At 42.4% G+C, this 768-nt stretch carries 1 protein-coding gene; it reads left to right on the forward strand.

Annotated elements, in window-relative coordinates; translation table 11 throughout:
* Positions 1-768: hypothetical protein (locus tag DVK07_RS22940; protein ID WP_158603207.1), on the forward strand; the 768-nt coding region annotated here is incomplete at both ends.

Raw genomic sequence — 768 nt, forward strand, 5'->3', positions numbered from 1 at the left:
ATGGTGGCGTGTCATCCTTAATAACAGGCCTCCCAGTACGTGGATCTCTTGTTGTAGTCCCGGTGATTCTCGGTGTTGTTATCCCCATCATTGCATTTATTTCTGTAGTCCGGTTAGATGTCTCACCACAATGGGGCGTCATCGCTGCCGCGTTCACTGCTCTAATCCCAACTACCGTACTTTTTTCCCATAATCCCGTCGCCCAAAGTATTTCTGTACCAATTGCGCTGACTTTCGTCCTGACAATCTTAGTTGACCCGTTTCTTTATTCTCGCCGAACGACTATATTAACTGGATTTCTATATTTTGTTCTGTTGTTTACCCACAAGCTTGCTCCGCTTATTATTGTTATTTCATTTATTTTTTCCGCACAATTAGTATATGTTGTTCAAACCAAGTGGTCCAAGGATGAGGTTGAACCTGGCGTCATACGCGGCTTGCAACTAGGGGCAATATTCGCATGTGTATATTATCTACAGTGGACGTTAACAAATATTGGCCAAGTTACCAGTTACACAATCATCGGAATCTTTACTGGACCAATTTCAGATTCAATACCTCCAATTTCACCAACTCACGCTCAGCCAGTATTTAATGAAGTCTATCAGCTAATTCTTTTGAATGTCGGCTACTTCATCCCACTTCTCATGTTGGCAGGGGCTGGCTGGCTATTAGTTATTATTTTGAATGATATACAGTTAGGTACCGCCCTATTATTGAGTGTTGTGGGAGTCTCTGTTGGAGTTACGATTGCATCTTTCTTTGGAG

This window comes from Halorubrum sp. Atlit-26R (genome assembly GCF_003666015.1).
Classification (GTDB): domain Archaea; phylum Halobacteriota; class Halobacteria; order Halobacteriales; family Haloferacaceae; genus Halorubrum.